This is a genomic window from Tsukamurella soli, from assembly GCF_039541155.1.
In the GTDB taxonomy this organism is placed as follows: Bacteria; Actinomycetota; Actinomycetes; order Mycobacteriales; family Mycobacteriaceae; genus Tsukamurella; species Tsukamurella soli.
Genome location: NZ_BAABFR010000009.1, coordinates 75,438 through 86,048 on the forward strand (window position 1 = coordinate 75,438; position 10,611 = coordinate 86,048).

Annotated in this window: 15 protein-coding genes; 4 read left to right on the top strand and 11 right to left on the bottom strand. The window is 71.1% G+C overall.

The annotated features are described in order from the left end of the window. Positions 1-38: 38 nt before the first annotated feature. The 8 genes from ABD908_RS04805 to ABD908_RS04840 form a co-directional block, all read right to left on the bottom strand. A complete protein-coding gene (locus ABD908_RS04805; RefSeq protein ID WP_344991649.1) occupies positions 39-251 on the bottom strand; it encodes a hypothetical protein in 213 nt (70 codons plus the stop codon). Then, positions 251-499 (bottom strand): hypothetical protein, encoded by a 249-nt coding sequence (locus ABD908_RS04810; protein WP_344991652.1) that lies wholly within the window; start codon positions 497-499, stop codon positions 251-253. Before ABD908_RS04810 ends, ABD908_RS04805 begins: the two co-directional genes overlap by 1 nt. A 288-nt stretch (positions 500-787) precedes the next feature. Further along, positions 788-1,162, bottom strand: a complete 375-nt coding sequence (locus ABD908_RS04815) for a hypothetical protein (RefSeq protein ID WP_344991655.1) — start codon at positions 1,160-1,162, stop codon at positions 788-790. After that, positions 1,159-1,851, bottom strand: a complete 693-nt coding sequence (locus tag ABD908_RS04820; protein ID WP_344991658.1) for a hypothetical protein — start codon at positions 1,849-1,851, stop codon at positions 1,159-1,161. The genes ABD908_RS04815 and ABD908_RS04820 overlap by 4 nt, the downstream gene beginning before the upstream one ends. Then, the gene (locus tag ABD908_RS04825) at positions 1,848-2,501 is read right to left on the bottom strand and encodes a hypothetical protein (RefSeq protein ID WP_344991661.1); all 654 of its coding nucleotides are present in this window, start codon (positions 2,499-2,501) and stop codon (positions 1,848-1,850) included. The genes ABD908_RS04820 and ABD908_RS04825 overlap by 4 nt, the downstream gene beginning before the upstream one ends. Continuing rightward, positions 2,498-2,773, bottom strand: a complete 276-nt coding sequence (locus tag ABD908_RS04830) for a hypothetical protein (RefSeq protein ID WP_344991664.1) — start codon at positions 2,771-2,773, stop codon at positions 2,498-2,500. Before ABD908_RS04830 ends, ABD908_RS04825 begins: the two co-directional genes overlap by 4 nt. After that, entirely contained in the window at positions 2,770-3,057 is a 288-nt protein-coding gene (locus ABD908_RS04835) for a hypothetical protein (protein WP_344991667.1), read from the bottom strand. Before ABD908_RS04835 ends, ABD908_RS04830 begins: the two co-directional genes overlap by 4 nt. 59 nt (positions 3,058-3,116) lie before the next feature. Next, positions 3,117-3,356, bottom strand: a complete 240-nt coding sequence (locus ABD908_RS04840; protein WP_344991670.1) for a helix-turn-helix transcriptional regulator — start codon at positions 3,354-3,356, stop codon at positions 3,117-3,119. Positions 3,357-3,453: 97 nt separating this feature from the next. Between ABD908_RS04840 and ABD908_RS04845 the strand changes: the two genes are divergently transcribed. The 3 genes from ABD908_RS04845 (at position 3,454) to ABD908_RS04855 (ending at position 6,554) form a co-directional block, all read left to right on the top strand. Further along, positions 3,454-3,966, top strand: coding sequence for a helix-turn-helix domain-containing protein (locus ABD908_RS04845; protein WP_344991673.1), 513 nt, complete (start codon positions 3,454-3,456; stop codon positions 3,964-3,966). Continuing rightward, a complete protein-coding gene (locus ABD908_RS04850) occupies positions 3,944-5,122 on the top strand; it encodes a tyrosine-type recombinase/integrase (protein ID WP_344991676.1) in 1,179 nt (392 codons plus the stop codon). The genes ABD908_RS04845 and ABD908_RS04850 overlap by 23 nt, the downstream gene beginning before the upstream one ends. A gap of 139 nt (positions 5,123-5,261) precedes the next feature. Further along, positions 5,262-6,554 carry an MFS transporter gene (locus ABD908_RS04855; protein ID WP_344991679.1) on the top strand — a complete coding sequence of 431 codons (1,293 nt, stop codon included), beginning with the start codon at positions 5,262-5,264 and terminating at the stop codon, positions 6,552-6,554. An 8-nt stretch (positions 6,555-6,562) separates the two neighbouring features. Here the strand turns inward: ABD908_RS04855 and ABD908_RS04860 are convergent, their stop codons facing one another. Then, entirely contained in the window at positions 6,563-7,390 is an 828-nt protein-coding gene (locus ABD908_RS04860; RefSeq protein ID WP_344991682.1) for a patatin-like phospholipase family protein, read from the bottom strand. Between the two features lie 110 nt (positions 7,391-7,500). Between ABD908_RS04860 and ABD908_RS04865 the strand changes: the two genes are divergently transcribed. Then, positions 7,501-8,655, top strand: coding sequence for a winged helix-turn-helix domain-containing protein (locus ABD908_RS04865; protein ID WP_344991684.1), 1,155 nt, complete (start codon positions 7,501-7,503; stop codon positions 8,653-8,655). A 34-nt stretch (positions 8,656-8,689) separates the two neighbouring features. On the opposite strand, the gene ABD908_RS04870 is transcribed toward ABD908_RS04865, so the two are convergent. Both ABD908_RS04870 and ABD908_RS04875 read right to left on the bottom strand, forming a co-directional pair. Beyond that, positions 8,690-9,604 (bottom strand): Fic/DOC family protein, encoded by a 915-nt coding sequence (locus ABD908_RS04870; protein ID WP_344991687.1) that lies wholly within the window; start codon positions 9,602-9,604, stop codon positions 8,690-8,692. Positions 9,605-9,608: 4 nt separating this feature from the next. Continuing rightward, positions 9,609-10,154, bottom strand: a complete 546-nt coding sequence (locus ABD908_RS04875; protein ID WP_344991692.1) for an ATP-binding cassette domain-containing protein — start codon at positions 10,152-10,154, stop codon at positions 9,609-9,611. Between the last annotated feature and the right edge of the window lie 457 nt (positions 10,155-10,611).

Genomic DNA, 10,611 nt, shown 5'->3' on the forward strand with positions numbered 1-10,611 from the left:
CGCGCGGACGATGCGGGCCCGATCGACGGTGCGGCTGCTCACTGGGCGTCACCTCGGTTGAGGGGCCGTAGATTGCCGTGCCTGTCGCGGTGCTCGACGGACGCCGGGTGCACGGCCTGCTTGCCGTGCGCGCGCTTTGCGGTGATCTGCTGGCCCTTCGATTCGGGGTCGGCGATCTGCGTGCCGCGGTCGATCCTCGGCGGCTCGCCGGGCGCGCCGAGCAGCGCATCCCAGTCCGGTCGGCGGCCCATCAGGCGACCCCACCCGTGGTGGTGGCCCCGACAGCCGGTGCGGGGTAGCCGAGCTGCTGCAGCAGCAGCGCGGAGATGACACGCATACGTCGGCCGGATCGCACAACGGGCACCTGTCCCGACGTGGCGAGCCGGTATGCCTGCGACCGACTGCAGTCGAAGATCGCCGGAATGACCTCGGCGACATCGTTGGTGGGCTGCGCGTAGAGCTGCGCGATCGCCTGCGCGGCGGTGATTGGTTCGGGCATGCCGGGGGGCTCCTCGGTGCGTTGAGGTGTGCGCCCCGGCCCGGAGCCGGTCGGCTGAGCGTCGAACGGTGGGCGTGGCGGACCTCGATGGGTCGCCACGGCCCCTAGCCGTTCGGCGGTGCAGGCTGATCGACGTGGGGCGGGGCAGTCCTCGATTGCGGATTGCTCCGGCCCGGAGCCGGTCAGCGTGGACACGATGCTACCGGGCGGTGCGGAGCGGCAGAGTGCGACGCGCGGCGCGCCCGGCTCAGATGATGTCGGGCGCACCGCGGTCCCGTGTCCAGCGCGTCAGGACGTGGGCGCCTCGGCGAGTGCGACCAGCTGCGCGGTGGTGAGGTGCGCCCACGCGCCGAGCGCGGCCCGATGAGTCACCTCGTCTACGCGCACTCCTGCCAGCTCGGCCCACATCGGGCCCCATTCGCCGTCGCGATCGACTCCGGTGCCGGTGAGCCCGACGATCTCACCTGCGGGACTCGTCAGTGTCGTCGACCGCTGGCCGTGGACCAACGTCCATCCGTCGCGGGTCCATGTGCGGTACGACCGGGCCGGGTTGGCGACCACCCGCCACCCGAGGTCGTACATGCGGCCCGTGTCGGCGGCGAGGTCGCTGCGCGTGTGGGTGGCGTAGTCGAGCACTCCGTCGGGGATGCCGTCGCCGGTCATTCGGTCACCGCCTCGGCGGCGCGTGCGGCGGCGATGTGCGCGCTGAGCACGTCGATCAGCGTCTGGGCTTCGTCGAGACGGAACCACATCTGCGCCGGGGCCGCAGGGGTGCCGTCAGGCTTCCATGAATGGCTGCGGATCACGACGATGGGCTCGCGGTCGACGGGCGCCTGATGCAGATTCACGTCGGCGGTCGCGATGCTGAGTCGTCCGTTGTCCCAGCACTTCCCGTGCATCGCGGCCATGGTCACCGACACGGGGTCGGACTGCCACGCGGAACTGTTGACGCTGCTGCTGCGGCGGTCGCGGTCGGGATCCGACCATGCGGGCCGCTCCGGGGTGTCGAGCCACGGGTCCGGCTCACCGTCCCGTACCTCGGTGCGGCGGTAGAGGTCGGCCTCGAGCCGGCGGAGCGTGACCACCTCGGCGGGCACCTCCGGGCGCCCGCTGATCGCGTCGGTCACCGCGTCCACCAGGGCGGCCACCTGGGCGGTGCGGTCCGCGTGGGACTCGTTGCCCACCAGCCGGATACGGTCCAGTTCGAGCGGTGTCAGCGTCGATGCGCCGCCGTCGGGGTACAGCGCGGCGAGGTCGTCCCGGAGGTCGTCGAGGGACCGGTACCGGCGGGATGTGTCCACCGGCGCGAGCTCGTCGAGGTCGACGGGCGCGGGCAGGCGCACGGCGATCATGCGGTCACCCGCTCGGCGGCGAGGCGCAGCGCGTGTGCGATATCGGTTGCCCACCAGTCGGTTCCGGTGATTATGCCATCGTCGTCCTGCGCGTCGGGGGTGAGCGTCCACACGTCGCTGGTGCTGTCGAAGCCCAGCACGAGAGCGTCGCTGATGCGGGTGCACCATCCGACCGCCGTGGCGCCGATGTGCAGATCCTCCTCCCAGCAGAGCGCGGTGAGCCGGTCACTACTGCTGGCGAGCTGGTCGAGCCGCTCGGCGAGGACTGCGGCGTCGCCCGCGCCGAGCGCGACCTGCCGACGGTGCCCGGACGTGATGCTCATGGACGTGACCACGGTGTTGTCGGCGTGGCTGCTGACGACCAGGACGTAATCGGCGTCGGCGGCCGGGACGGTCGCGTGGACACGGTGGCGGTCCTGCGGCCCGGCGACGTGATCGGCTGCCGCGCAGACACTCTGAGCCGCAGCGAGCGCGGCGCTTCCGGTGAACTGCATATCGGGCTGCCCGGTGCTGTCGAGGGCCCAGAGGGCGCGGACACCGTTGCCGGTGTCGACGGCGACGAGCTGCGTCTGCTGCCCGAGGTCGTCGCGGATGCAGGTGGTGCCGAGGATCGTCCGCTGCGCGGCGCGGCGGGTCGTATGGTGGGTCATGGCTTGGTCTCCTGTTGAGGGTTGGTCGGGTCGGTGGCCTCGGACGGCTTCTTGGCGGGAGAGTCCGGGGCCTTCCTCGTGTCGGTGGGACGGCTGAAGCGGCGTGTGCGGCCGTATTCCTCGGCGCCGCAACCGAGGTCCGCGAACCGGTCGAAGACGTCGTAGCGGCCGAATCCGCGGGCGGTGCGGGTCTGTCCGGCGTCGCCGAGCATCGCGGCGACGGTGAGGCAGCCGAGCGCGAACAGCGCGCCGAACGCGACCGCGCCGGTCACGGCGCACCGTCCGGTAGGCCGAGGACCGCCGGGAGAAGCTGCATACCCGCCTCGGTGACGCGGGCGAGCTGCTCGGTGGTGGCATCGTGCGGTGCGGTGTGCGCGGCCTCGGCGGCCTTGTGCAGCAGCGCCAGGTCGCGCATGTCGAACGCGAGGATGTACACCTGCCCGTCGCGGCCGGCGATGGTCGCGTACACGCCCGCCTGCGGCACAGGCTCATAGGTGAGAAGAGTGCCGTCGAGGACGTTCGACTGCTCGGCGTGCTTGTCGATCGCGTTGCTCATCGGTGATCCCTCCGGGCCTGGGCGTTGCATGTAGCCGGACTCGCCCGGCCGCGGGCGGGTCACGCGATGCCGCCGGTGCTGGTGGCGGACTCATTCGCCTGAATCCAGGCGAGCACGTCGGACTTCCGCCACACGCGGCGCCGGCCAAGGGTGAAGCTCTTTGGGCCCTCGCCGCGGGATGCCCAGTACCGGAGGGTGCCGGGCGCGACGCCGGTCAGCGCCGAGGTCTGCTCGATACGCAGCAGCGGATCGTGCGCGGGGTCCGGCGCAGGCGAGGTGGGAACAGGGGTGACGGACATGACAGCTCCGATTCTGTTGAGAACGATTGATTCAATATTGAATCGCCTACAGTCTTGGCGATTGCCGGTGCTGCTGTCAAGCGCTAACGTTTCGAGAATGAATCAGACCTTCGCGGATGCACTCCTGACCGGGAGGCAGGCAGCCAAGCTGTCTCAGCGCGAGCTGGCGGAGCGGGTGACTGCGCTCGGGGTGAAGATGGACTCCTCAACGCTGCACCGGATGGAGCACGGGCAACGAGAGCCGAAACTCTCTGAGGCGCTGGCGCTCTCGCGTCTCCTGCACTTCGACCTCTCCGAGCTGGCGACAGGACTCGACGCAACGGAGGCGTTGACCGAACTGCTGACCAGCGATGCGATCCGCGCGATTGCGGCGCTTGTAGATGTCGGAGTCGCTACGCGTGTTCTGTGGGATGCGACGTACCCCAGTCTGCCCGATGACGACGAGCGCAAGCGAAAGGCGGTCGAGGTCACGGCCGCCGGCGTACAGGGAGCCGTCGAGACCGGCAGAGTCGAGATGACGACGGACGAGTGGGAAGACTACCGCCGTGGACTGGGGGTCCTGACGATTGTGACCGAGGGGGCCGGGGATGGCTCACCAACAGCGCCGTAATCGTCGGGCCGGTGTCGAGGACCGGTGGACGAAGACCGTCCGAGACGCGCAGGGCAACGAGACGCGGGTGCCGTCCGCACGTCACGGGACGGGCATGCGCTGGCTCGCACGGTACGTCGACGACGATGGCGCGGAGCGCACCAAGTCGTTCGCGCGGAAGACCGATGCCCAGGTGTGGATCGACGGACAGACCGCGGCCCTCGTGACCGGCACCCATGTCGACCCCGCCCGCGCAGGCATCACCTTCGCGGAGTTCTTCCGCGAGTGGTCCGCCACGCAGGTGTGGACCGCGAGCACGCGCATCGGGATGGAACAGGCCATGGCCAAGGTCCCGTTCACCGCGGTACCCATGTCGCGGCTTGAGGAACGGCAGATCCAGGCGTGGGTGAAGGCCATGGCGGACAACGGAATGCAGCCGAGCACCATCCGCCAGCGGGTCCGCCAGGTGAGGACCGTTATCCGAGCTGCGATGCGCGGCAGGCGCCGTGTCCTCGCCTACGACCCGTGCGAGTCGCTGAAACTGCCCATCGTCGTGAACCACATGCAGATCCCCGCCCCGGCCGAGGTGAAGTACCTACTCGATGAGGCACCCGAGGACTTCCGGGCCGCGGTCGCGCTGGCCGCATTCGCCGGCACCCGCGACGGGGAAGTGCGGGCCCTCAAGGGCACCGACGTGAGGTTCCTGCAGCGGGAGGTGAACATCGAGTGGCAATACCGCCGAGGCGAACACGGCCACGAACTCGCCCCGCCGAAGTACGGGAGCATCCGCGTCGTGCCGGTGACGAAGCGCCTGACGGACATCGTGGCGCAGCATCTCGCGGAGCAGCCGGGCGATGACCCGGGCCGCTGGCTGTTCCCCGGCCGGAAGGGGATGCCCGCGTCGGCGACGTACCTCACCCGGAGGTGGAGCGAGACACGGCAGGGCCTCGATCGGCGGGTCCGGTTCCATGACCTGCGGCACTTCTACGCGTCGGGGTTGATCGCCGCGGGGTGCGACGTGAAGACGGTGCAGCACGCGTTGGGGCACAAGTCCGCGACGATGACGCTCGACACGTACGGGCACTTGTGGCCGGACGGTGACGACCGCGCGCGGCGGGCCGGTGACGCGCTGGCGGCGCAAGTCCTTGATGTGCGCGCGGCTGCTGCTGCGGACTGACTGCGGACTGTGGGCCCTGCTACCGCCTGTGACCTGGGGCTGGCGCGGTTCCACGGGAAACACTCTCCATCGATTATGTAGATGCCTATATCCAAAGATATCGCTTTTCTTCATCATCGTGGCGGGCGATCATGGGATCATGACCAGCACCGTCGAACGCAGGCTCAGCTCCGCCCTGGTGACGCTCTTCGCGGTCACCGCCGGCTCGTCGGCCGGCTGCCTGTACTACCTGCAGCCGCTGCTGCACGAGGTGGGCCGGGACCTGCACGTCCAGGTCGCGGCGGCCGGCACCGTCGTGAGCGCCGCACAGGTCGGCTACCTGATCGGATTGGCCCTGGTCGTACCGCTCGGTGACTTCGTGGACCGGCGGCGGCTCGTGTGTGGGCTGCTGCTCGGTTCGTGCGTGGCGCTGCTCGGGGCGGCGGCCGCACCGCAGTTCGCGGTGCTGCTGGCCCTCACGGCGTGCGGTGGGATCACCGCGGCGGCGGCGCAGGTCGTGGTCCCGTGGGCGTCCGCTCTGGCCGCGCCGCACGAGCGCGGCGCGGTGGTCGGCCGCGTGATGAGCGGCCTGCTGATCGGCATCCTCGGCTCCCGGATCCTGTCCGGCCTGATCGCTCAGGTCGGCGGCTGGCGCACGGTGCTCGTCGTCGCTGCGGCCGTACAGGTGCTGATGGCCGGCGCGGTGTGGGCGCTGTCGCCGCGTCACGACGCGGTTCCCGGCGGCACCGATTCCACGAATCCGGGCGCTCCCGCGGCGACACCGTCGTACCCTCGCGCGCTGCTGTCGATCCTCACGTTGATCCGCCGCGAGCCGGTACTGCGCCACCGCATGGTGCTCGGCGCTCTGTCGATGGCGGGATTCAGCGTGTGCTGGACCGCGCTGGCGTTCCTGCTGTCCGGGTCCCACGGCGCGCACTACCACTACGGCGATGCCGCCATCGGGCTGTTCGGGTTGGCCGGGATCGCGGGCGCCCTGGGCGCGCCCGTGGTCGGCCGCCTCGCCGACCGCGGGCACGTCGGCATCGCGACCACGGTCGGGTGGTGCATCCAGCTGGTCGGCTGGGCGCTGTTGCTGGTGGGCGGGCACTCGGTGCTGGTCCTGATCCTGGCGCTGCTGGTCTTCGACCTCGGCGTGCAGGGAGTGCAGCTGTGCAACCAGACGGCCGTCTACGCCCTCGCGCCCGACGCACGGTCGCGGATCACCACCGCCTACATGGTGGCCTATTTCGTCGGTGGCGTGGTCGGCTCGTCCCTCGGTGGTGCGGCGTACCAGGTCGGCGGCTGGGCGGCGGTGTGCGGGGTGGGCGGTGTGCTCGCGCTCGCCGGGCTCGGCTGCTGGGCGTGGTTCGCCCGCACACCCGCGCCCGCCAGCCGCCCCGACGCGACGGCGGGGGCCGGTGAACTGGCGCCCTGCTCGGCTCGGCCCCAGTAGTCCTCGGCTCAGCCCCAGTAGGCGCGGACCCGGTCGACCGACAGCTCGCCCTGCGCGTACCCGGCACGGGCGCACGCGGGCCGCACGGCCGGGTCGAGCGGGTTCGAACCGGCCGCCTGCCACGACCGCTCGTCCGGCCGGACGATGAGAGCCCCTGCGCGCGCGGCCTTCTCGGCCTCGGGGAACAGATCGTCGGGGCGCGGGTCGGGCTGCAGCACCAGGATCGGGTCCGCCCCGGCGGCCAGATCTGCGTTGGTGGAGCTGAGCATCCCGCCGTCGATGTAGTCGTCGCCCCCGACGGTGACGTGCGGCCACAGGCCGGGTACCGCACAGCTCGCCGCGACGGCGTCGGCGAGCGGCACCCCCGTGGTCTGGTCGAACGTCACCCGTGCGCGTCGTCGCCGGGACAGCGCGGTGATCACCAGGCCCGGCCGCCACGCGCAACCGGCGCAGCGCTGCCGGATCACCTCCCGGCGTGCCGCGGCGAGCGAGTCGTCGACGGGCACCGCGAAGTAGTAGTCCACCAGCTCCGACTCGGGCGGCGGCGGGACCTGCGACATGATCTCGAGCAGCGCGCCGATCTGCTCCTCGCTGTGCCGCCCCGGGCTGATCTCCTCGGCGGTGGGCGCGTCCCCGGTCAGGCCCGCGTATATGTCCGACGGTGAGCGGTTGGTCGCCTGCGCGGCCACCGTCGACCCCGCGGACGTGCCGACCACCGTGTCCGCGTCCCGTGCCGGGGTCAGGCCCGCGGCCTCCCAGGCCGCGAGCATGCCTGTCATCCAGGCGATCCCGGCGAGACCGCCGCCGCCCAGCACCACCGCGCGTCCGGCTCCCATGGCGTCATTGTGCCCGAGGACGGTGATGCGTGCTGAGGCTTCGGCGGCTTGTCGGTGGACGCGCAGTCGTCGGGCCGAACCTGTCGCACCCCTGGTCTAGCGTGGCGGCCGTGAGGATCGCCAAGCACACCGCCCGCCGCATCGCGCTGGCCGCGCAGGGTTTCGAGCCGGGGTTCGCGCCGCGTTCCGTGCCGACGATGCGGTCGGTGCAGAAGGTGATCGACCGGGTGCGCCTGCTGCAGATCGACAGCGTGAACGTCGTCACACGGAGCCAGTACCTGCCCGTGTTCGCGCGGATCGGGCCGTACGACCGGGCGCTGCTCGACCGTGCTCGGGACGCCACGCCGCGTCGCCTCGTGGAGACGTGGGCGCACGAGGCGTCGCTGGTGCCGCCCGATGTGTGGCCGCTGCTGCGCTACCGCCACGCCTCGGAGCGCACCGTCGGCCGGGTCGCGTCGTTCGAGTCCCGGCACCCGGGCACGCTCGACCGGATCCGCACCGAGCTGGCGGGCCTGCCGCCCGTCACGGCCCGCGAGCTCGAGGCGGCGCTCGAACACGACCAGGTGGTGGAGAAGACGCACTGGGGCTGGAACTGGTCGGCCGTCAAGGAGGGCCTCGAGGTGCTGTTCCGCCTCGGCGAGGTCACCAGCGCTGGGCGCACCCAGCAGTTCGAGCGGCTGTACGCGCCGACGGTGGCGGTGCTCGGCGACGTGCCCGCCGTGCCGCCCACGGAGGCGCTCGCAGAGCTGACCAGGCAGTCCGCGCGAGCGGTCGGGATCGGCAGCCCGCGCTGCATCCGCGACTACTTCCGGCTGTCGACCGCTGAGGCCGCGCCCGCGATCGCCGCGATGCGGGCATCGGGCGAGTTGCTGGACGTCGAGGTGCCGGATTGGCCGGGGCCGGTGTACCTGCACGCGGATGCACTGCGGCCCAGGCGGATCGACGCGCGAGTGCTGCTGTCGCCGTTCGACCCCGTCGTCTGGCAGCGCGAGCGTGCCGAGGCGCTGTTCGACTTCCGCTACCGCATCGAGATCTACACGCCGAGACACAAACGCGTGCACGGCTATTACGTGCTGCCGTTCCTGTTCGGCGACCGCATCGTGGCCCGCTGCGATGTGAAGGCGGACCGCGCGGCGGCGACACTGCTCGTGCACTCCACCACATGGGAGCCGGAGTGCCGTTCGCCGGAGTCCGAGGCGGCGCTGGAGCAGACGGTGGCGGAGATGGCCGGCTGGCTCGACCTGGAGTCCTACCGGTTCGCCTGACCGGCCCCCGACCCGGCCTCCCCGAGGAGACCCGTCAGCCTCGGGGAGCGGTGATCGACATGAAGACCGGGTATAGGCGCTCGGCGGCGGGGCGGTACCGGCCGTGTTCGGGCGCAGAGAGTCGGGATGCCGTGTCCCACTGTGCCTTCGATACGATCTCGAAGTTGAGGCGATAGCCGACTTCGGCGGCCGCCAGCTGTAGCAGTGTCTTCGCCGTGCGGCCGTTGCCCTCGCGGAACGGGTGGGCGCAGTTGAGATACGCGTAGGTCTCGGCCGCGAGCCGCGCGAAATGCAGTCGGTCGAGCTGCCGGCCGCGGCGCCGGCGATGGCCGTGGGGCAGCCGGCGGTGCAGTAGCCGAGCGGCGTCTGCGAGATAGCGGTCGATCTGGTCGGCGTAGAACGCGTTGTGCCCCAGGGCCATATCGTACCGGCGGTGCACCCCCGCCCACGGATAGAGGGCGCCGAAGAGGTGTGCGTGGATCGCGTCGAGGTGCCTGGCGTCGAACGTGTCGGGCAGCTCGACGAGTCCGGCCTCGATCCGGAACGCCTGCGCCGTTCCCGTCTCGAACTCGAGCTCGGCGAGTGCCGCCCGGTTCTGGATCCCGAAGTTGTTGCGCAGCACGGATGTGCCCGGATACACGGTATCGGTGAACGACTCGGGCACGGAGACGGGGGCGGCGGCCTCGGCACCGTCACCCCCGTCACCCGCGGGCCCGGCACCGTCGGCGGCCAGGGCGCGCCCGACGGCGTCCTCGACGAACCGGTCGATGCCCACGATGCCCTCCGCGAGCTCGGACAGGCGCCCGACCGCGTCGGCTCCCGGCCGCCAACCCTCGAGCACGGCGTTCGCGATCGCGCCGCGCAGGCACGTCGCACGCGCCGGATCGAGCCGTGCGAGGTCGGGGCGACCGACGTCGTGGGGACGGTCGGTGTCGGGGGACGGGGGCATCGCGTCACCGTAACTCGGTACCCGGTGCGGCGCAGGACACGTCCACCTCTCGGGTGAGGGCCAACCGGGCCCGGAAGCCCGCGTCGTGCGACACGACGAGTAGCGCCCCGGACCACTCGGACAGGGCCTCCATCAGCAGCTCGACGGACGGGACGTCGAGATTGTTGGTCGCCTCGCCGCCCGACAGGGCGAGGGGGCGGTCGGGTGTGAGCTCGCCGGCGAGGATGCGCAGCAGCGTCGACTTCCCGGCCCCGTTGGCGCCGACCAGAGCGGTGTTTCCGGTCGGAACGGTGAACGAGACGTCGTCGAATACGACGCTGCCGTCCGGCCATATGAAGGTGAGGGCCGATACGGCGGACCGGACGGTATGGGACGAGAGGGTGCCAGACGGAACAGTGCGGGTTCGGCCATCGGGGCCTCCTGAATCAGGAATGCCCGGGCATGCGGACGCGACTGCGCGCGACGATTCCCAGGTTCGACGGATACGGGATCGAAGCGCGTCAGAGCAGCACGTATCCGACCGTACGCCGCGCTCAGCGGCGGCGTCCACCGACGTCCGGGTGTGATCGACGTCGCATTCACAGGCGGCGAGATGGTCGTCGGACCGTGAGCGATGTTATCTTTACCGGTATGACTGGGAGTCATCAGGCACATCTGCGCGTCGGCTATGAGACCGTCGCGCTGGGCTGCCGTCTCCCCATGGTTCGTGTGTTCTGTCGAATGTGTCGCCGCTGAGCCGCATTCCGGCTGCCCTGTCTCTGACATCCGATCCGACACCCACCGTCGCAGCGCCCCCCGGGGCCACGCGGATCCCTTCGATCCGACGCAGCGACGTGCCACACGAACCCGAGGAATCATGACAGTCGTCGATTTCGATACCCGTACCCCGACCGCTCGCACCGCAGCCGGCCCGAGACGCAGCGCGGGCGTTCCTCGCGCCCAGGCCGCGCGTATCACCGTGACGCAGCGACCGCTGGCCCGCGCCGCGGCCCCCGCGCAACCGGCAC